Origin of the sequence: Mesorhizobium sp. M1295 (assembly GCF_040318135.1) — a bacterium.
Lineage (GTDB): Bacteria > Pseudomonadota > Alphaproteobacteria > Rhizobiales > Rhizobiaceae > Mesorhizobium.
In genome coordinates this window covers 1-17935 of record NZ_JAMYLU010000023.1, presented here as the reverse complement: position 1 = coordinate 17935, position 17935 = coordinate 1, and the positions used below count along the sequence as shown (strand labels likewise).

Genomic DNA, 17935 nt, shown 5'->3' with positions numbered 1-17935 from the left:
CAAGTTCCAGCGGTGACGGTTTTGCATAGTTCTGTGCAGGTGCGAAGGCCAAAACCGCACTGCATCAGAAAAGTTTGCGTCGCGAAGCAGGCTCTCCGCAAAGCAAATACAGAGGGCCAGCGTTCCTCTGCTTCGGTGATCCTGCGCGACAACCGTGTTGCTGATCGGCTGAGCAATCGGGCTCCGGCAGTTTTCAACTCGAACAGTTTAACTGCCGCACGGCGGTTCACGCCAGAAGCGACCTTGGTTGCAAGCCTACCAGAAATGCGTTGTGACGGAAGCATGCGCCCGCACTCCAGACACTACGATTTGAATCAAAATCGCTGGTTCGAATCAGTTCCGAAACAAGGTGCACGCTGGCGGTGTTGGCATCTTCCGCATATTAGCAATCCCTTGACTACCGTCAAAGCCGCTCCAGAATCAGGGGCATGGCTTGGGAAATTGCGGACATCAATATCGGCGATGAGGTGGCGATCACCGTGACGGTGCTGAAGCTCCTGGACGACGGAAGAGCTAGCGTCAGCATCCCCTCCTATGGTTTTCCGCATTCGATCCCTGCTCCTAAAAAGTCCAAACCAGGTGACGAGCTCCAGCTCACTGGCGAGGTCACGCGGGTCGACGAGGAAAATCGAAAGGTGACCGTGAAAGCTGGCGGGCTAATCACCGTCGATGCTGATACGATCATCGACTGGACGCCTGTCCGCCGCAAAAAGATGTCGCTCAGAGATGAGGCGGATTAGCGAACGCAGATCAAACCATCGATGCCGAAGACAAATCCGCAAGGCCTGGCCGCCCTTGCTCTGGTGCGCGTGGCATCGAGGAGACCTGCCCGGCCGGCGTGCTGCCGATCGAGGAGGCTGTCTTCCTGCTCTTATGGCCAAGAGCCCATGCATGAGGGTGAGGCGCTTGCCAGGGCTATCATTGAAACAGTTGAACGGCTAACTGCTTGCGGAAAGGCAATCGGCCCCAGGTGGCGCACTGTACGAAAATTACCAACTTCGTTAGCCGGGAACAAGCACTCTACATCAAACGTTTTTTTGCGCGAGAACTCTCCTCCGTTCTCCAGTCTGGCTGTAAAGGCCCGCTGCTCTGCACGGGCAGCGGGCCTGAGGGTTCGCACATGCCGCAGCGCCAGCGTACCAATCGCACCTGCCTTAGTCCTCATGATTTGGCTATTTGCCAGCGCGTTTTCGATCAGATTTGCGCAGACGAAGACCTCGACCCTTTAAGCCAACAGGGCAAAATCCTGGCGGAAACGGTAGTGGCGACTTTTCGAAATGCTCACACTGACGAGCGGGAACTGCTGAAGGCAGTCAGGTCTCATCGAGGAAATTGAGCGGCAAAATTTCACCCGACCGACAAGGTCGGGCTTGACCCATTCGGCCTTGTCCCCGGAGCAGGCCCGGGAGCTAACGAGGCCCTAACTGCCAACAAGATAGGCGTCACCGATTGCGGCGTCGCTGTGTTGACGGTCGTTTTGCGCCCTCATCATTCCGCTCTTGCATAGCAGTCCCAGTCTTCAGCCGCTGTTCCCGTAGTCTGGCCGTTTTTGCCTCCCGTGCCGTACGCTCAGTGCGGTCCTTGCTTTCCTGATGAGCAGCCATGCTTCACCTACGTTTTTTGCTGGTGCCCAAACCTTCGTCAAAACCCGCTGTTCCACTCCGGATCCTACCTCAGGGCTAACTACGCCTTTCATTTCTCCATCTATCGAGCCGCGGGCTCGGAAAACATGCTCAACATCATCGAGAACCTGTGGCTGCAGATCAGTCCCTATTTCAACATGCTGCACGATTCCGGAAACTATTCGACCGCCAACCAGCACCATCAGCAGATGTTTGCAGCGCTGCGAGACCGTAACGCGGAAGCGGTCCGCGCCGCGGTTCGCGCTGACATCGACGCGGCTTTCACAGTGCTGATCAAACTGCTGAAGTAACATTCAGGTCGCCGTAAGCGACATGCCGCCTCCATTGCTGATCAGACTTCCAGTTCTTTTTCCGCCCACTCCGCGAACTTTTCCAACTTGTCGAGCAAGCTCTCCGCTTCGGGTAATGATTTCGCCCTGATTCCGTATTGAGTTTCGTCCTTCTCATCGAGGATGCTCCGCAACCTGCTGGCCTGCGCTGCAGGAAGGCGATTTCCAAGCGCGTCGCGCATGGTTTTCACCACGGCCGCATGATCCGCGCGGTTGATCTTTCCTGCAAATCGGGCAGTGAGCGCATCGGCGTATGCTATTGCCGCATTCACGATCTGCGACATAGCCGGATTTCCGATGTCACCCGTTCCGGACATTGCCACCTCTAAACGGGCAGCCTTCAAATATGAGCGGGCGATGCGCAATCGCCCCTCGCCAAAGCCTGTCTCGACTGCTTTCGTCGCACCTCTTCTGGTCATGCCAACGCCTGCCGGCGAGTTTTTGTTGCGAGTTCGTCCGGGCGTGAACCCAAGACGAGCAGGGCATTGGCTTCGACCCCGCCCCACCACGGGTCTCGCGTGCTCGACAGCCTTGCCACATCCTCCGGAGTGAGTCCCACGACCGAGGGATTGAAGCCAAGCTTTTGACCTTGGGTCACCAGTGCCTCACGGATTTCTTGGAGCGCGCTATCTAGCTTTTCGGATGGCGTAACCACTGCGATGTCGAGATCGCTGTCTGGACGGTCCTCGCCCCTCGCTACGCTGCCGTAAATCCAGGCCGCGAGTACTTTCGGCCGAACTGCGGAGACCGCCTCAGTGATTACGGCGCGAATATTGGAATACCGAAGCGCCTCCTGCTCGAAGAGAGCTTCCAGTGATGTCGCCAGCGGATGGCGATCATTCAACCGGTAAAGACGAGCCCTGCCCGTTCCCTCCGAAGATACGATGCCAATCCCTTCCAAGGTTGCGAGAGCAGACCACACGCTTGCCCTTGCAAGCCCGCTACGAGTCGCAAGCAATGGAGAAGAAAGCAAGCCGCCGTGGCGCGACAATTCCCGGAGCAATCTTACGCTTGCTTCGGTGCCGAGCATAATGGTGAGTGGATAGCGCAAAGCGCTTTGAGCGGTCGAGCGTGCCATGCGCAAGTTCCTTCTGCTGTGGACTCATAGCACATCAAATCGTCGGATATCAAATCGGATGTTTTGTTTTCTATACGAACGTCCTGTTGTCTGAGTCCTGGGCGGTTGCTGCGCCACGTTTGCATCTGGACCTGATGCTGGCCGTCGGCCATCTGTTCAGAGGATATCGGCGGCTTGGGCAACCCGCTCCAAGTGTAGATAGTGTTCCGCGACCTGCACGGGCTCCTCAAAACGGTGGTCTTGCATGCGCACCTCCCGAGTCTCGAACACGACTCAATCCTCGGTCATGTGACAGGTTCCTGCCATGTCTGATCATATTCTGCCCGGTCAAAAGAAGCCCAAGCTAATCGTCGTAGTGGCGTTCGATCGTGGCGAGGACGGCGAACTGTTTCCCGCCTTTGGTCCCGCCGATCAGCAAAGCGAGGAACGCGCAATCCGCACCGGTCAGGCCCTCGCAGGGAAGCACGTTGGCGTAATCGCATGGAGCCGCGACGCCGACCCGGCTATTGGCGACTATGGCCCGCCGACCGTGCTATTCACCTGCGGTGACGTGCCGGATATGGAGTAAATTCAGCCCCGAGATTCCATTTCGCGGCGTTCGGAGAACTCCCCTTCACTGCCCTTCACTGGGTATTTTGTGAATCATTTATTGGGTAACGCCGCTCTTGGCGATGCGCTCTTCGAAACTCGGGGCCGGCCAGACGTGCTGAAGCACTGGCCAGCGTCCATCGCGGCGGCAGCTTCTGGGCTAAGCGGATGCCTTCTGTTACTTGCGGACGTTTGATGTGGCGCAAAGGATCAGCAGAAGCTAACATATCTTGTTCTTGGAGGCTGTCGTGCGTACGAAACGTTTCAGAAAGCCCGTCATCATTCAACCCGGCCGGATCGATCGCGACAGAGTTGTTGCGTCGGTATCCGACGCGGCCGAAGTTCTGCTGAAGGATTGGCCGAGGCCGGAGGGCAAGTCGCGGCGCGCCGCAATCGAAGCATGCCTTGCCGTAATCCGTGGAGAAAAACCACCAAGGATAGCACGCCAGGCGTTCATCGCTGCTGCCAAGGAGGCCAGGATATTGCTCGGGGAAGAAATTTAGGCTTACCCAGCACCCGTATGGCCATGCCCTTGAAGCACGGAGCGCTGCTGGATTCAGCGGCTTTGTTGCTTTGTGGCATCGAGCAGAGCTTGATGTAGCGATGTAGTGCGATTTTATCGACATGATTTGATTATCTGTCGAGGGCGACGATGTATCAGCTCGACTTGTCGATCGCACATTGATCGACCTCTCCTGCCCCCGCCAGGATACGAGGACGTGAAGACGCAAGCAGTGCTGAAGCTTGTGTTGTGGCGTGAGCGGCGCTTACTGAACTGCGAAGCCAGGCAGCTCATTCCCAGCCACGCCACCTGGACCATCTAGACCTGATGGCATGGCCCGAATTCGTGCACTGTCAGGCTTTGGCCTTGCGCTTTGCTGGTGCTTTCTTTGGCGGCGTTTTGGCAACCGCCCTGCGGCCGAGACCGGCAGCTTTGGCCAGCGCTGACCGCTGAGCCGCATAGCTTGGCGCTACCATAGGATAGTCCCGCGCCAAACCCCACTTGGCTCTGTACTCATCAGGTGTCATGCCAAGCAAGCCCAGGTGGCGCTTCATCGACTTGAACTTGCGCCCGTTCTCAAGGCTTATAATGTATTCGGGAAAGATCGACTTCTTAGGATTTGCCGCGGGCGTAAGTATTGGCGATGGTGCAGCGACCGGCTCATCCAGGCCAGACAACGCAGAATTAACACTGGCGATCAAATTCGGCAGATCCGCCACGGGCGTTGCGTTGCTCTGGACATAGGCTGCGACGATATCTGCTGTCATCCCTAGCAGATCAGCCCTTCTCTGCCCAATTGGTTCATCCATCAAAATTGTTCCCTTGTTGATCTCCGGCGTTCCTATTTGGAAAATTCGGCCTGCGCAATTGCAAACAACGATTATTTGACGCTAGATTACTCCAAGGCCGACTTTGCTGGTCATCTTCTGCGACATGCGTGTTTGCGGCCGATTTCCGTTCAGGTGTAGCACCCTCATTCACCCGAATGCGATCAGCAGATCGTTGGCATTATCTGGTCGCCGGCCTTGATCTGGACTTCGGCGATGGTGCTGTCGCGCTCGGCATGCAGCGCCGTTCCATCTCACCGCTTCGATCGAAAGCAGCAGATCGCCGGCCTTCACCGCCTGGACGGCAGCGACCGAGAGCGCCGAGAGACGCCAGGCCTCGGCGCGCGGACACGCGAACACAGCCCAGGATGGCAACGTGCATTCGGGAGATGTCAGGCGTTCAAGATTTTCGCTTCCTTGGCGGCGCTGAGAAATGCCACGCGGGCAATCTCCGGGGCCCTATCCCAGCCGAGCATGCAGGCCATGGGTGCCTGGATCCGGCGACCAGTTTCTCCAATGGGCCAATCATAACGCATCAGGTCAGGCCGGCGTTTAAGCGTTCGACTCTACCTTCACCGCGAAAAAGTACCTGTCGATACAAGCGATCCAGCCGTCGTCTTGCGGTCATGGAGCAAAATTCAAAATGCACTGTTAGGTGTAAGATTAGGAGCGACCTATGCACCCCAGCTTCACCTGGAACGATATGGCTCGCGGCACTCCAACTACGCCGGGCGAGGAAGGGCTAGCTCCGGCGTTGGCCCGCAACATTGACGCTCTCGTCGAGCGTGGAAGGCGAGAGGCGAAAGCAGCTTCTCTTGAGGAAAGGCCGCCGCCGCAATGGCCGTAGGGGAGCGTCTGGGCATTTTAGGATCTGATGGGAAAGGTCATCGCAGCGGGTTGGAGCGTTGGAGCTCGCGAAGCGATAGAGCACCTCCCGGCTGATAAGCGGGCGAGGGACGAGAACGCCGCACTCGACGCATCTCTCGTGATTGCGCGAACTTTGGCCGCGAGGGCACCGCAACGAAGACTCCGAAGCCGCTGTTCGTCCTGACCGGGGTGGGTGCTGCCGCGGAGTTCTCGAAGGAAAATCGTCCCTCGATCGGCATTCTGACTTTGAATACCGACACGGAAGAGCTGAAGTTCGCTATGAACATCGAAGGAGCCGAGGCGATCATCAGATCATCAACGCTATGAACGCATTCCTTCAGGCAGCGGCCGAGCACGCCGTGAAACACTAGGAGGGCCACCGCCGGTCGGTGGCCACCACCCAGGGTGGTTTTGATCCCAACGAGACGAGGCGCTTTTTAAGACACTGCGGCTCTGTCTGGCGAGCGCCCACGAGGCTTTGAAGCGTGAGGTCGACCGACGGCATGGGGTGTATGAAGCACCCGACGCCTTCACCCCCTACCTCTGAAAATGCCCCAACTCGTTCTCATTCAGATAGTCCACCGTCATCACCCGCGCGCGAATGCCGCCGGGGGAACCGACGAACTTCACCGATGACAGCGAGCCGGTCGGCGCGTTCTCTCCGCGGGGCGTGAGGGCGTAGGTGTCGCCGTCCCAGTGCTCGAGCGTGAACTGCATGGGCTTGGGGCCGAGTTCGAGCATCAGCTTGTCGCCATCGGCCCGCACGGTGGCGGTGTCGAAATAGTTGCTCGTATATTGGCCCTCGTAGAAGGATGGACTGCGCGCCTTGGCGGGGTTCGTCGGCTTGACCTTGCCGGCGAGGTCGCCCACCGGCTTGTAGTAGCCCATGAACCGCGGCTTCATGTAGGGATACCAGTCGCGGGTGATCTGGCCATATTGCACGATGTCCATGAAGCTGGCGGCGACCGCCTCGGCGGCGCCGACGGGGGAGCCGTTGGTGAGCACGACGATGCCGACGTCGGCCGAGGGCAAGATCTGGAAGGTGGTGCCGGCGCCGAGCAGGAAGCCGCCGGAATGGCCCATGGTGGTGCGCCCATTGGCGTTCACCCCCACATTGAAGCCATAGCCATAGGAGCTGGCCCGCGTATCGGGCGTCTCGCCGCGGTAGGTCACGCTCTGCGGTGTGATGGCGGGCTGCAGGATCTTCGGGTCGATCATGGGCTGGCCGTTATAGGTGCCGTCGCCAAGCAGCAGGATCATCCACTTGGCAAGATCCTGGACGCTGGAGGAGACGCCGCCCGCCGGCGCCTGCTGGTCGGGATCGCGGTCATAGAGCGGCTCGAACACATTCTCCGCCACGCGCGCATGCAGCAGGGCGCGGTTCTTGCCGGCGGCCATGAAGTCCTCGTGCCGATAGCTGCTCGAGCGCATACCGAGCGGATCGAACAACAGGCTCTTGGCCAGCGGCTCCCAAGGCTGTTTCTCGGCGTGGGCCACTGCCTCGGCGCCGATCGTCGTGCCGAAATTGGCGTAGTGATAGGAGATGCGGAAGGGATCGAGCGGCACCATCCACAGGCCGCCGACGATCTGCTTGCGCTGGAAGCCGAGATCCTCGAGCTCATCGCCAGCCGCCATTGGCAGGCCCGAGCGATGGGCGAAGAAATCGCCGATGGTGGCGTTGCCCGAGACATAGTCGAGATTGAGGCGGAAGCCGTCCCAGACCTTGCCGACCGCGGTATCCCAGTCGAAGCTGTGGTCCTTCGTCATGGCGATGGCGGCCACCGTGGCCGAGATCGATTTCGACACCGAGGCGACCTGGAAAATGGTAGTGCTGCTGACCCTAGAAGTGTCGTCCCGGTTGTCGCGAAGGCCATAGCCTTCGTCAAAGATCATTTTGCCGCCCTGCACCACCGCCACGGCGAAGCCGGGAACGTCGGATGCTTCCTTGACTTTCTTGACGATGTCCGACAGGGCGGCCACAGCCTTCTCGACACCGCCGGGATACAGCTGCACAGCATCCTGCGGCGGCGATGGCCCAAGCTCCGGCACGTAGGACTGCGCGGCTGCCATGGCGGGGAGCATGGTAACGAGGGAAAGCACCATGAGAGCAGCGGCCTTCTTCATTGCATGTCCTCAAACTTGCACGGCAGATGATCGGATCATACGCGGCAAGATGAAAGATGGTTACAGTTATTTCTACTGACATGTTTAAGTCCAAAGATCAGACAGCGACCGCGGCTGCACGCATGTGATTGCGGGACCTGGTGAAGTATCCGCGTTACCTACGCGGGCGGCAATTGGATGGGACTGCGCGGGAGAACGTCACGTTCCAAGGCCGGGCGGCAAATGGCATCTAATCAGGAGTTGTTCGCCAACGGGCTGGCGGCCAACCAGAAAGTCATGGAAGCCAATTATATGGCCCATCGCGAGGCCCTACGGCCAGCTGCATGGGGTCCGATGGCCGAGGGGCCGGGACGCTTCGTCTTCACCGATCTTGCCTGCGGCACGGGGCCCGTTTGCTGTCCGTCCGGTTATTGCCGCGGGACCAGTTAAAGCCGCCATTCGGCTCACGACCTCTTCTCGGAAATACGTGGCAAGTTCACATCCCGCGGAAGCCGACATTGAACTGCCTCTCCCGTTTACACGTTTGACAAATGTTGCGAATGGAGGGAGTTGCATGTTTGAAGGTTTCTCGCTGGAGCAGATCAAACTTCTGGATGCGACGCTCAGAGTGCGGGTTGGTGGAAGGGGCCCACCGCTTCTGATGCTGCACGGTCATCCTCGCACCCATGCCACTTGGCATCGCGTGGCGCCGATTTTGGCTGAGGAATACACCGTAATTTGCCTGATCTTCGCGGTTTCGGCCAAGCCCTTTGACATGCCTGACCATTCGGGCTCGTCTAAAAGGTCCAATGCCCGCGATTGCTTAGCCCTTATGTACTATCTGGGCTTCGATCTCTTCGGACTTGCGGGTCAGGACCGTGGGGCGTACACCGCATTTCGGACAGCAATGGATCATCCGGCATCCGTCAGCCGGCAAGCCATTCCGATCGGCATGCGCTGGCGCGATGTGACGCTCGGTTCGCATCGGCTTGGTGGCATTGGTTCTTCTTCGCTCAGCCTGAAAAGCCGGAGCAGGCTATCCTTGCCAATCCAGACGCATGGTACGGCGGTGATCCCGCGGAGATGGGCGCGGAGGCTTACGCTGATTTCTCGCCTCGATCCACGATCCGGCGACGGTCCACGGCGTGATCGAGGACTACAGGGCCGGGTTAGGCATAGACCGACAACATGACGAGGACGACCGAGCCGCAGGCCACGAGCCGGTCTCGGAATCCACCTCGATATGGCAGATATGGGTGGCGAAGGAGACGCCGGCGCCGTGGGCGACGAGCTCACTGTGGCCGGCGATCGGTCCGCCGGTCTTCCCCGACGCGGCGTCCTCCAGCGACAGCGGCGAAAGGCCGTGCGTCGCGCCCCTGGCGATCGCGTGGCCCTTTTCCCAGGCCAGGTCGTCGACCGGGATGTCTGCGTGGCGCGGTCCCGCAGGATCTTGATGGCGCTGCGGGCGGCGGAGATCGCCGCCATCGAAGACGAGAAGGCGCCGCGGCTGCCGTCCGTCATATCGTTGTAGCCGAGGCTGGAGGTATCGGCGACCACCGCCTTGACCTGCTCATAGGGGATACCGAGTTCCTCCGCCGCCACCAGCGAAATCGAGGCGCGAGCCGCCGATGTTGCGGGCGACATTGATCAGCGCTGACGCCTGATTGGTCTTTGCGCAGGGAGACCGACGTAAGCCGCGGTCGAAATAGGGATGATCAGGAACGCAGTCCGATCATCAGGAAGACGCGCCCAAAAGGCAAAAAGTAGTAGCTGGCGTCGGGGTGAGCGACGTCATATGCCATAGGGCGAACGTAGCCACCCACATACCCGCAGCATGGCGATGCCGCCCGGCATTATCGAGAGGCCCGACAGCGTCCCCTGTGTAGGCCAATGCCGTTTGTTGCAGCTGTGGCATGATCTGCGTTGTGCTGAACATGACGGCGCCGACTGCCATCATAACCAAGAAACATGCACCAAATTGGCGAGTGAACAGCAGGCGTATGTCGACGGTCGGATCGCCGCGGCCAATATCCCAGAAATGACTGCAAACGTCGTGATGAAGCTCGACACGAACCAGCCGTTGCGTTGGCCTTGGTCAAGGAGGATTACCGCTCTGCAATTCCAGTCGTCTTACTATCACGGCGGCTCGCCCGAGCTCATCAACGACGCGGTCCGGTTTGGTTGGAGTCACGGGAACAAACATCGCACGTGGGAGTTGGGGCGGTCTGTTCGTATTGAGACTTTCATAATCTTGGGAGGGGATATGTCACGTGTCTTCAACCTTGGCTTGCCGGCGCTGCTTGGCGCCGCCGCGGTCACGCTTACCGCTGCTTCCGATCCGCTGCCGCCAGATCTGACCTATCGTCCATTGCCAAGCCTGCCCTTTTCTGCGGTGAAGGAGAATGACGAAGCGCAAAAACCCGCCGTGATCGAGCGGCAGCGCAAGTTGCTCGAAAGCCGTTACAACCTGGCGGACCGGCCGATGCGGGGCGTCACGATGTCGGGCGGCCGGAAAGTGGTGCAGGAGGGCGTCAGGGTCAAACTCCCGGCAGGCGAGACCTGGGACAGCCTGGCCGCCAAGACTCCCCAAGAAATCCGCGACCGTGGTTTGTTGCCGAACGGCTTCCTGCCGCTGCCGCACGTCAAGCAGGCGACCGGAGGCCAGGTCTTTCCGGAAAACCAGATCAGAGAGATCGGCGCCGATGAAGGGCGCGATCTGCGGCGCTTCGACGTCGATTTCGACCTGCCCGACTATCTTACGCCGGAATTTCCACCTCCGATATTCCTCACCACGCATCCCGAACTGGGGGATGTGTCGCGCGGTGATCTGCTGACGATCCGCAACTTCTACGAATATATGAACGGCATCATCACACCCGTACAAATGGAAGGACTGCGTCTGCTGCTGACGCCCTTCCCGCAGGAGGAATTCAATCAGACCGAGGACAGAAAGGTCGCGATGCAAAGCATGGGTGTGGCATGCCTCGACTGCCATGCGAATTTCCATACCAACGCAGCCTTTCACCTGACGCCGGACGTCCGGCCACAAGCCGAGCGCTTTCGGCTCGACACAACCAGCCTACGCGGCCTGTTCAATCAGCAGATTCATGGCTCCAAGCGCTCGCTGCGCTCAGTCGAGGACTTCACGGAATTCGAGCAGCGCACCGCCTACTTCAACGGCGATCACGTGAGCGCCACCCGCAAAGGGGTGAATCTGCCCGACCGCACGAACCAGGTGGCGATGATGGCGCAGATGCAGAATATCATCGATTTTCCGCCGGCGCCGAAGCTCGACCCGTTCGGGCGGCTTGACCCGGCCACCGCAAGTGCGCAGGAACTCAAGGGCGAGCAGGTGTTCATGGGCAAGGGCCGCTGCGCCGAGTGTCATGTTCCAGGGTTGTCATTCATGGACAACAACATGCACGACCTGAAGCTCGAGCGGTTCTACAAGATCGGCGAGACCTTCAACGACCAGGTCGCCATACCGGATGGGCCGATAAAGACCTTCACACTGCGCGGGATCAAGGATTCTCCGCCCTATCTGCATGACGGCCGCCTAATGACGCTTGGCGATACCGTTGAGTTCTTCAACTTGGTGCTCGGAACGAAGCTTGACCAGCCGGAAAAGGATTCACTCGTGGCTTACCTGCTCACTCTCTGAACGAGCGAAAGAGCCGCTGCCGGGGGCCCGCCTTCGGCGCGGAATGGAGGACACTCATGCGTGCTGCCGCAATCACCTTCGCCGTGGGGCTGTCGCCTTGTTGTGCGTTGGCGCAGATCGGCAATCCGGCCGGCCTTGCTCCCGACACGAGGATGGAGAAGCCCGGAGTTCCAGCGCCGAACCAGACGAATTATCAGGATCGGCTTTTCGCCCAGCTGGTCACGGCTGGCGGCAGGGCCGAGGTGGAACTGGGTCGGCTCGCGGCCGAAAAGACAAGCCATGATGGGGTGAGCGCATTTGCAAATCGAATGGTCGAAGATCACGACGAGGCAAATAAACAGCTGAAATCCGTCGCGGACAAGAGCGAGATTCCGCTTCCCGAAGAGCTCGACCCTGATCATAAGAAAATCCGCGCTGATCTCGAAAAGCAGGACGGCGTCGCGTTCGATCTTGCTTATCTGGCTGCGCAGATCCTCGACCACCAGAAAACAGCGCAGCTTCTGGCTTGGGAGATTGGCTCCGGCGAAGATCCAGAGCTCCAGCACTTCGCCTCAGACAACCTACCAAAGGTGCTCGAGCACCTCGATATGGCGCGCACGCTGCACGCGGAACTGGCGGGACAAGCCTTGCTCGCAGCGGAAGCGCAAAAGAGCAAATAAACTGCCGGCCACATCTGCAACGTGAACAGTGCTTACGATTGCACGCGAGCCGCCAAACGCGTCAATCTTAGCTGTTGTGGCCATTCGGCGAGCTCCGCCTGTCAAACGGCCCTTTAATTGCGGGTGGTTGTCAATCCGGATCTCGCACTGCCAGCGCCGGGGTCATGGTCCTTTCCGAGGTCGAGTGCCTCATGATGATGTTCGGGTCGGGCGCCTCAACGTTTCCAACGAGATGCAGATGAACTGCTGTCAGCCGTTTGACCGAGGTCGCCGCAACCACCGTCCCGGCGGGGGACATCACGAGTTCCGCAAAGGGCCCGCGATTGGGATCGAGTGCGGATCTGTTACGCCATCTTTTCGCTGCCCCACTCGAAGCTGGTGCCGTCGACCCAAATGCAATGAAGCAGAACCGCGATCTTCCGTGCGACCGCCACCTTTGCCTTCTTCAAGCCGATCCGCCTCGACAGACGCATCCCCCAGGCTTTCAGCGTGGACCATTTCTTCGTCCGGTGCAGGAGGACACTGGCTGCTTCGTAGAGATAGGTTCGCAACAGTCGATCGCCCCAGCGTGAGACGCGGCCATTGATATCCGTTTCGCCGTCGTCTTCACGAGCGAGATGCCGGACTTGCCGATCGAGCTTCTCCTGTTCACAGCAGACCTGCTCGTGGACAGATAGAAGGGCCTGAACCAACGACCGAAGCGGATGCCCGTCAGCAACCAGCTCCCAAACCTTTCGCCGGAACTGTGACCCAATCGATCGACTGAACTGCAGCCCGTATTCCTGGACCGTGTCTGGTTTTCGAGATCGCGCCGGACCTCAACAAGTCTTGACCGTGCGACGAGCATGGATCTGGTGGCCTGACTCTCCGCGCTTTTGACCTTCACTTCCCGATACCAACCGACGTGAACCAGCTCGGCCAGGCCGCGGGCATCGTTCTCATCACTTTTGTTCATTCGAACTGAAAGTGCCGCCTTCGCATGCCGAGCATCAATGCAGACGACCGGCAATCCGACCCGCTTGAGCTCATGCCAGAGCCAGCTGGACATGGCCCGTCTCGAATCGGATGCGCTCGGCGTGAGGTGCCCGTTTGCGGAGCAACTCGGTCAGTGCTCCCGGATCGGACTTCACCTTCCCTTGGAAGATAGGCCTTCCAGCATCATCGTCGACGCAAACGCTGGTCTCTCGCTGCGACACATCCAATCCGACATATTGCTTCAGCCTTAGGATGGCTGGCGTATATTAGAAGCCTCTTGAAGAAGACACTGCCCGCACCAGAATCCATGGCATGGCTCGGGGAATAGGCATTGGTGACCAAGTGGCGATTACTGCCACGGTTCGAAGGCGGATAACAGAGGACCGCGTAAGCGTCTCTATCCCAGGTTACGACTTGCCACATTCCATGATCGACCACATCAAGGTGAACCGAGGCCAGCAAATTGACCTGAAAGGCGAGGTCACGCGCATCGACGAGGACACCGTGACGATCGACCTCGGGCCACTAGTCACGGTCGACCGTGACAAGCGAGAAATATCGGCCGCCAAAACGACCAAAGGCACTTGTCGATGCCCCGGATTAGAACCGACAACATCGCCACAGGCTATAAGGGCAGGCCGCATGACGGGCCGGTAGAGGACGAATCGAAGCACTTTATCTACTGCCCAGTCTGCGGCCAAACGTTCGACGCGCGCGATCTTGGACAGGTGTTCCACCACGCTGAGCCGCAGCACGAGCCGCTTCCGGTCGAGCAATAATCCACTAGTTGAGCTCCGGCGGCAAACCGACGTTGAGACCCTTCAGCGCCAGCGACGTACGTTGGATGAGAAAAGGGTGCTGCGTGCACCGCGCCTTCCCCGCGCGCCGATGTTCCACCTGGACCGCAAAAAGTCCCGCCGCACTGCCAGAACGGCGGGACCGATCAAACGCTTTGCACCAGGCGGGGGATGCGGGGGGGGTTGGGCTTGCCAAGTGAGCGCGGACCGTAACCAACCCTAAGCGCAACAGCGGCAACGCGTCCACCAACCGCCGGTTGGAGCGACAGGACGATTGAGCCGCCGGCAGGTCAGGTCATCCCGGGTCGCTATCGCTCGCAACCAGACGGTAGCGGAAATTGTTGCGGATGTGGTCGTTGAAATAGCGGCCCTTGGCGAACGCGGCCCGGAACGCGGCAAAGGTTTCCGGCGGTACCCCCTCAAACTCGTACCGTTTACCGCTGGCGACGAACCACACCGAGAGGGTCCTTCTATCCAGATCATATTCCATCTTGCGGATCGAAGTAGATGGCATGAGCACCACAGGCCGAGGCCCGCGCCCTTGCGGGGAGCGCGGGCCGATCGGGATACCGATCTGCAGCAATACCTGGAGGGGAGGGTTCGCTGCGTGCACCGAACTTTCGCGGCGGTCCCGTGTTCCCAATCGAGATACACAAAAAGGTAGCTGCACCTTTCGGCATCACGCGCACGTTGGATTTCTGAGAAAGCGCGAGCGTCAATACTAACAATGCGGCTGGTCTCGAAGAAGCCGCCCATGACATTGCCGCTCGGGCGTCAGCCAAATGGGATTAGTTGCGCAGCATACTCATCCGGCGTGGGAGGGACACATGCCGATCCACCGAAAAGCTGAAGAGGCAGGCGTCTTCAATCCATCCGAACTCGCGTTGCTGGGCCGCGTGTTCGATCGGCTCAAGTTCGAAGGTCAATCTGAACAGCGGCGCGAAGCGCTGGCGTCTCGTATCCTTGCAAACTACACCGCTGGAATTACACACGAGGAAGAACTTGTTTCAACGTCGAAACTACCGCTGGCGCGCTAGGGAGTTGGCTTGTGTGGCGGGCCAGATCCCGCCGCGAAGGTGCGCCTGGCTTTTTGGCGTTTGCGGGCGTGCGCTCGTCAATCTAGAAACGTTGAATGTACCACCGTCGGGCCTTTGCCCGCACCAGGACAGACCGACGGGAAGACGTATCGGCTTGTAAGCCCAGCGGCCCGCCCTTTTCCACGGCGTCGGCGGCGTCATCGTCGAGACCCACCGCGCGAACGCAGCAAGTTCTGACAGGCCGCAGGATCGGCATTTCCAAGGCCGCCGAGGCCGAATGGCGGTTCGGCTGCGCGGCTCGGAATATTTAAGTCGAAGGTTTTCATCCTGCGCATCGCGCCGCTGAGAACAACTTTCGATAGCGACTGATTGCTGCTGTTCGCCTGGAACCCCCGGGCCGCCTTCAACGTTGTTGGGCATGGCTGACGATCGCGCAAATCATCTGCTGGGCGTTGCAACCACCGCAAAGATCGGCAGCCATCCGATTCACCCCATGCTGATCCCTTTCCCGATCGCATTGCTCGTGTCGGTATTCCTGTCGGATTTAGTGTTCTGGTCGACCGGCAATGCATTCTGGGCCGAAGCATCCTTCTGGCTGCTCGGCTTTGCCCTGTTGATGAGCGCTGCCGCGGCGCTGGCCGGCTTTGCCGATTTTCTTGGAAATTCAAGGGTGCGGTCCATCAATGCCGCGTGGCACCATATGGTCGGCAACGTCGTGGCCGTGGTGCTGGCGCTGGCCAGCTTCATCCTGCGCCTAAGCGCCGGTGCCGCCGAGGGCGCCTTGCCCTGGGGCCTGGCGCTGTCGACGATTGTCGTTCTGCTGCTCCTTTATACCGGCTGGAAAGGCGGGACGCTTGTCTACGAACACAGGGTAGGCGTCCATCCCGAAGAGGGTGAGGACGTCAACTCCCGCCCGGAACTATCCCGATAGGGTTGACGAATGGCCGACCTGCCGGGAGCCGTCGTCGTGGTCACCGGCGTTGTTTCGTGTCTCTGGGATTCGTCAAATACCAGGGAGACACCATGAGTTTTGAGTTGCAGAGCCAAGGGCTGGCGCAAGGCTCAACGCAAGCCAGTTCTAAACCGTAGCCTGTGGGAGGAACTAGAAGCCCTCGTTGCCGGCCGCGATATCACCTGGGAACGGGTGCGTGGCCACAATGGCGATCCATTGAACGAGGAGGTCGACCGGTTAGCCAATGAAGCTGCTCGGTCGGCTAGGTTCTCATAAAATGCTCATTGCTGTCGGATTGGCGTTCGCGTCCATTGTTGCTTTAGCCAGGCTGCCCAAGTAAACATCGCTCCCCGGGCCGCATCGTGTCCCACTCAGTAAGTGACTGTGACGACGACAGTGTCGGTGTAAACACCGGCCGACGGCATGGCCTGCGGAGGCACCCGGCCATAAACGGTCAAGGCTGGGGTGTCCGGTGCCAGTTCCCGTCACCATGCTGCCAGCCATCGACGCATCACCCCAAGGCTGAGTTCGGGCAATGTCCTTGTAGAGCCCGTAAGTCACGGTTCCGCCCCCTTTGACATTTGCGGCTGCGGGGGTGAACCGGCGGTCGAGGCTGCCCAGTTCCGGCATTTCGGCGATCAGGCTGCGGGCAACGACAGGACCGACACCCGGCACGGAGGAAAGCAGCTTTTCGTTGACCCGCCAGACTGGGGACTTGCGGATATGATCGTCCATGCCCGCATCGAGGCTTGCCAGCTCAGGCCGAAGCGCGACGAGCAGCCGGTGGATGCTCTTTTGCGCCTGTTTCGCGATGACCGTGCGAGCACGGTTGTCCTCCGCCACAATCATCTGCACCATCTGACGCCGGCGGGCGACGAGCTCGGCCAGGGCCTCGGTTTCGGCGTCGCGCAATGGCCGCAATTGCGGCCTGGTCGCAGCGATGAAAGCGGCAATGACGGCAGCATCGATCGGGTCGGTCTTGGCCCGCTTGCCGAGTGCATTGGCATAGGCGCGCACCTGCGCCGGATTGACCACAACAATCGCCAGGCCGGCGCCTGCCAAGGCGGCGACCGCCAGTCTCTCGAAGCTGCCTGTCGGCTCCAATCCGACAACGGCCGGCGAAAGGGCTGCCAGCCGCCGAACCAGATCCTCCACCCCGGCGTGGTCATTCTCCACCGAGAACGCCTCGCCGGACGGCAAAACATGCACGTCGAGCCGATCCTTGGAAACGTCGATGCCAACAATGATTTCCATCCTGTCCCATCCTTGCCTAATCGGGCTTCGCTTGCGGCCCAGGCGACTGTTCGGGTTCGATGGAACGGCGGACGAAGACCCTTGCTCTCCCACGGCCTCGATCACCCAAAGATGCTCCGGTCTCCGGTCCGCCACCGCACCTGCCTTCATAGCACAGTCGGCAAAAAACGATACACGTTGGCCTCCTTGGCAGCCGCCTCAAAGGCTGACGACCTCTTGGGGGAAGACTCTGTCCTCGAACGCGTCCACGCAGGATTGGACCGCCTTGGTCCACTTCGGACCCTTTGTGTCCCACGCCATGAGTTCCTCGGCGGCTCCCTCGACGTGGCTGACCCCATTGCGAATGCCCGGACGTTTCGTTTTCACGTAGACCGGAGGGTTGAACGAGAGGGGAGCCATGAGGGGGAACTTAGAGCGACAAGAGCCCGCTGACCAACCCAGTTGTAGCCGCAGCCAAGGGAACGATGTAGGCCCTCGCGGGTTTAGAGGTTGCAGTGGTCCTTCTCGGATGTGCAGCCGCTGTGGCGGGGTCCGTCGCCTCCCCTTGCTGGCGGCGGGCTCCTTTCGCGAAGGCGGTGTAGTTGTGTGCGTCAAGTTCTGCAAAAATGGCGTGGCAGTAGCTGTGACGTCGGCGTGTCCGCCGCGCAGCCCCCGTGTTTAGCG

17 protein-coding genes and 6 pseudogenes are annotated in these 17935 nt (G+C 59.7%); 10 read left to right on the top strand and 13 right to left on the bottom strand.

The genetic code is table 11. The features are described from left to right. Nucleotides 1–428 precede the first annotated feature (428 nt). Both NKH29_RS25915 and NKH29_RS25910 read left to right on the top strand, forming a co-directional pair. Entirely contained in the window at nt 429–740 is a 312-nt protein-coding gene (locus NKH29_RS25915; RefSeq protein WP_023722276.1) for a hypothetical protein, read from the top strand. A gap of 818 nt (nt 741–1558) precedes the next feature. Further along, nucleotides 1559–1933 (top strand): FCD domain-containing protein, encoded by a 375-nt coding sequence (locus tag NKH29_RS25910; protein ID WP_352593159.1) that lies wholly within the window; start codon nt 1559–1561, stop codon nt 1931–1933. A gap of 41 nt (nt 1934–1974) precedes the next feature. Here NKH29_RS25910 and NKH29_RS25905 read toward each other — a convergent pair whose 3' ends face one another. Together NKH29_RS25905 and NKH29_RS25900 are read right to left on the bottom strand one after the other, a co-directional pair. Further along, nucleotides 1975–2391 carry a hypothetical protein gene (locus tag NKH29_RS25905; protein WP_023722279.1) on the bottom strand — a complete coding sequence of 139 codons (417 nt, stop codon included), beginning with the start codon at nt 2389–2391 and terminating at the stop codon, nt 1975–1977. Next, nucleotides 2388–3050 (bottom strand): nucleotidyltransferase domain-containing protein, encoded by a 663-nt coding sequence (locus NKH29_RS25900; protein WP_352484673.1) that lies wholly within the window; start codon nt 3048–3050, stop codon nt 2388–2390. The genes NKH29_RS25905 and NKH29_RS25900 overlap by 4 nt, the downstream gene beginning before the upstream one ends. A 304-nt stretch (nt 3051–3354) precedes the next feature. Here NKH29_RS25900 and NKH29_RS25895 point away from each other — a divergent pair, with 304 nt between their 5' ends. Continuing rightward, nucleotides 3355–3618, top strand: coding sequence for a hypothetical protein (locus NKH29_RS25895; protein WP_023722282.1), 264 nt, complete (start codon nt 3355–3357; stop codon nt 3616–3618). A 55-nt stretch (nt 3619–3673) separates the two neighbouring features. On the opposite strand, the gene NKH29_RS32720 is transcribed toward NKH29_RS25895, so the two are convergent. From NKH29_RS32720 to NKH29_RS25875, 5 genes and pseudogenes are all read right to left on the bottom strand, one after another. Beyond that, complete coding sequence (locus tag NKH29_RS32720) at nt 3674–4264, bottom strand: hypothetical protein (protein ID WP_502897708.1); 591 nt, start codon at nt 4262–4264, stop codon at nt 3674–3676. Between the two features lie 229 nt (nt 4265–4493). Next, entirely contained in the window at nt 4494–4949 is a 456-nt protein-coding gene (locus tag NKH29_RS25885; RefSeq protein ID WP_353000853.1) for a Ros/MucR family transcriptional regulator, read from the bottom strand. A gap of 168 nt (nt 4950–5117) precedes the next feature. Beyond that, a pseudogene (locus NKH29_RS32715) lies at nt 5118–5317 on the bottom strand (biotin/lipoyl-containing protein); the annotation flags it as partial. A 42-nt stretch (nt 5318–5359) separates the two neighbouring features. Beyond that, a complete protein-coding gene (locus NKH29_RS25880) occupies nt 5360–5503 on the bottom strand; it encodes a DUF982 domain-containing protein (RefSeq protein WP_352549436.1) in 144 nt (47 codons plus the stop codon). A gap of 868 nt (nt 5504–6371) precedes the next feature. Continuing rightward, the gene (locus NKH29_RS25875; protein WP_353000851.1) at nt 6372–7958 is read right to left on the bottom strand and encodes a serine hydrolase; all 1587 of its coding nucleotides are present in this window, start codon (nt 7956–7958) and stop codon (nt 6372–6374) included. Nucleotides 7959–8511: 553 nt separating this feature from the next. Here NKH29_RS25875 and NKH29_RS25870 point away from each other — a divergent pair. After that, nucleotides 8512–9129 carry an alpha/beta fold hydrolase gene (locus NKH29_RS25870; protein ID WP_352958801.1) on the top strand — a complete coding sequence of 206 codons (618 nt, stop codon included), beginning with the start codon at nt 8512–8514 and terminating at the stop codon, nt 9127–9129. Between the two features lie 24 nt (nt 9130–9153). Here NKH29_RS25870 and NKH29_RS25865 read toward each other — a convergent pair. Then, nucleotides 9154–9560: pseudogene (locus tag NKH29_RS25865) on the bottom strand (molybdopterin cofactor-binding domain-containing protein); the annotation flags it as partial. Continuing rightward, nucleotides 9556–9972: pseudogene (locus NKH29_RS32710) on the bottom strand (DHA2 family efflux MFS transporter permease subunit); the annotation flags it as partial. The pseudogenes NKH29_RS32710 and NKH29_RS25865, both read right to left, overlap by 5 nt. Before the next feature lie 228 nt (nt 9973–10200). Between NKH29_RS32710 and NKH29_RS25860 the strand changes: the two are divergent. Together NKH29_RS25860 and NKH29_RS25855 are read left to right on the top strand one after the other, a co-directional pair. Beyond that, a complete protein-coding gene (locus NKH29_RS25860) occupies nt 10201–11598 on the top strand; it encodes a cytochrome B6 (protein WP_353000912.1) in 1398 nt (465 codons plus the stop codon). A 56-nt stretch (nt 11599–11654) separates the two neighbouring features. Further along, nucleotides 11655–12257 carry a DUF4142 domain-containing protein gene (locus NKH29_RS25855; protein ID WP_352885128.1) on the top strand — a complete coding sequence of 201 codons (603 nt, stop codon included), beginning with the start codon at nt 11655–11657 and terminating at the stop codon, nt 12255–12257. A gap of 344 nt (nt 12258–12601) precedes the next feature. Here the strand turns inward: NKH29_RS25855 and NKH29_RS25850 are convergent. Beyond that, nucleotides 12602–13477, bottom strand: a pseudogene (locus tag NKH29_RS25850) (IS110 family transposase). 181 nt (nt 13478–13658) lie between these two features. Between NKH29_RS25850 and NKH29_RS25845 the strand changes: the two are divergent. Next, nucleotides 13659–13889, top strand: coding sequence for a hypothetical protein (locus tag NKH29_RS25845; RefSeq protein ID WP_353000849.1), 231 nt, complete (start codon nt 13659–13661; stop codon nt 13887–13889). 435 nt (nt 13890–14324) lie between these two features. Here the strand turns inward: NKH29_RS25845 and NKH29_RS25840 are convergent, their stop codons facing one another. Continuing rightward, nucleotides 14325–14543, bottom strand: a complete 219-nt coding sequence (locus tag NKH29_RS25840; RefSeq protein WP_023722567.1) for a KTSC domain-containing protein — start codon at nt 14541–14543, stop codon at nt 14325–14327. Between the two features lie 313 nt (nt 14544–14856). Here NKH29_RS25840 and NKH29_RS25835 point away from each other — a divergent pair, with 313 nt between their 5' ends. The 3 genes from NKH29_RS25835 to NKH29_RS25825 all read left to right on the top strand — a co-directional run bounded on the left by NKH29_RS25835 (nt 14857) and on the right by NKH29_RS25825 (nt 16294). Next, nucleotides 14857–15066 (top strand): hypothetical protein, encoded by a 210-nt coding sequence (locus NKH29_RS25835; protein WP_023722566.1) that lies wholly within the window; start codon nt 14857–14859, stop codon nt 15064–15066. Between the two features lie 418 nt (nt 15067–15484). Then, a complete protein-coding gene (locus NKH29_RS25830) occupies nt 15485–15997 on the top strand; it encodes a DUF2231 domain-containing protein (protein WP_023722565.1) in 513 nt (170 codons plus the stop codon). 99 nt (nt 15998–16096) lie between these two features. Then, the gene (locus NKH29_RS25825; protein WP_084643096.1) at nt 16097–16294 is read left to right on the top strand and encodes an RNase H family protein; all 198 of its coding nucleotides are present in this window, start codon (nt 16097–16099) and stop codon (nt 16292–16294) included. 95 nt (nt 16295–16389) lie between these two features. Here NKH29_RS25825 and NKH29_RS32705 read toward each other — a convergent pair. Then, a pseudogene (locus tag NKH29_RS32705) lies at nt 16390–16594 on the bottom strand (spore coat protein U domain-containing protein); the annotation flags it as partial. Between the two features lie 24 nt (nt 16595–16618). After that, nucleotides 16619–17272 (bottom strand): annotated as a pseudogene (locus tag NKH29_RS25815) (IS110 family RNA-guided transposase); the annotation flags it as partial. Nucleotides 17273–17935 lie beyond the last annotated feature (663 nt).

Coding starts and splice junctions, on each gene's coding strand:
- NKH29_RS25830 (WP_023722565.1), top strand. CDS start 15,485: ATGGCTGACGATCGCGCAAATCATCTGCTGGGCGTTGCAACCACCGCA.
- NKH29_RS25845 (WP_353000849.1), top strand. CDS start 13,659: ATGATCGACCACATCAAGGTGAACCGAGGCCAGCAAATTGACCTGAAA.
- NKH29_RS25880 (WP_352549436.1), bottom strand. CDS start 5,503: ATGCGTTATGATTGGCCCATTGGAGAAACTGGTCGCCGGATCCAGGCA.
- NKH29_RS25885 (WP_353000853.1), bottom strand. CDS start 4,949: ATGGATGAACCAATTGGGCAGAGAAGGGCTGATCTGCTAGGGATGACA.
- NKH29_RS25870 (WP_352958801.1), top strand. CDS start 8,512: ATGTTTGAAGGTTTCTCGCTGGAGCAGATCAAACTTCTGGATGCGACG.
- NKH29_RS25905 (WP_023722279.1), bottom strand. CDS start 2,391: ATGACCAGAAGAGGTGCGACGAAAGCAGTCGAGACAGGCTTTGGCGAG.
- NKH29_RS25840 (WP_023722567.1), bottom strand. CDS start 14,543: ATGCCATCTACTTCGATCCGCAAGATGGAATATGATCTGGATAGAAGG.
- NKH29_RS25855 (WP_352885128.1), top strand. CDS start 11,655: ATGCGTGCTGCCGCAATCACCTTCGCCGTGGGGCTGTCGCCTTGTTGT.
- NKH29_RS32720 (WP_502897708.1), bottom strand. CDS start 4,264: ATGTCGATAAAATCGCACTACATCGCTACATCAAGCTCTGCTCGATGC.
- NKH29_RS25900 (WP_352484673.1), bottom strand. CDS start 3,050: ATGGCACGCTCGACCGCTCAAAGCGCTTTGCGCTATCCACTCACCATT.
- NKH29_RS25915 (WP_023722276.1), top strand. CDS start 429: ATGGCTTGGGAAATTGCGGACATCAATATCGGCGATGAGGTGGCGATC.
- NKH29_RS25860 (WP_353000912.1), top strand. CDS start 10,201: ATGTCACGTGTCTTCAACCTTGGCTTGCCGGCGCTGCTTGGCGCCGCC.
- NKH29_RS25895 (WP_023722282.1), top strand. CDS start 3,355: ATGTCTGATCATATTCTGCCCGGTCAAAAGAAGCCCAAGCTAATCGTC.
- NKH29_RS25875 (WP_353000851.1), bottom strand. CDS start 7,958: ATGAAGAAGGCCGCTGCTCTCATGGTGCTTTCCCTCGTTACCATGCTC.
- NKH29_RS25835 (WP_023722566.1), top strand. CDS start 14,857: ATGCCGATCCACCGAAAAGCTGAAGAGGCAGGCGTCTTCAATCCATCC.